Raw genomic sequence first — 465 nt, forward strand, 5'->3', positions numbered from 1 at the left:
GTCTTAACGTAGGAGCATCGTTACCACGCTAGCTCAAAAGGTAGCGCAATGCCATCTAGGAGTCCATAGTCAGTCTTCGGGCATGTCTAAAGTTTTTACAATCGATGCGTTAGATAATGAGGCAGCTTTGGCGCCATTTATTTGGCATTTAATGCTCTCACCTTAGAAATATACCAACTTCAGCTTCGCCTTAGTTTTTGTGAACTATGCTTGGATCTCCAATTAGGTGAGGGTAGGATTATGAGTAGTGGGATTTTTCATGTGGAATTTCGCGCGAGCACTGGTGATTCTGGCGACGGTCTCGTAGTTGTTAAGGATGGTACGGTGAATGGAGGTGATTCCCATTACCTGTACCAAGGAAAAGTCCCAAGCCAAACTGGCGAGTTCGAGTCACGGTTTACTGTCCGAAAATATCGTGAAGGTAATGTGAATATCGTAGGGATCGACAATTACACCCTGTTAGCT

At 44.7% G+C, this 465-nt stretch carries 1 protein-coding gene; it reads left to right on the forward strand.

Translation table 11 applies throughout. The features are described from left to right. Positions 1-240 precede the first annotated feature (240 nt). Positions 241-465 (forward strand): GrlR family regulatory protein (locus tag J5M56_RS25045; RefSeq protein WP_207938067.1); only part of this gene is annotated, 225 nt, incomplete at its 3' end.

Source organism: Pseudomonas sp. 51_B, assembly GCF_017491595.1.
Taxonomy (GTDB): Bacteria; Pseudomonadota; Gammaproteobacteria; order Pseudomonadales; family Pseudomonadaceae; genus Aquipseudomonas; species Aquipseudomonas promysalinigenes.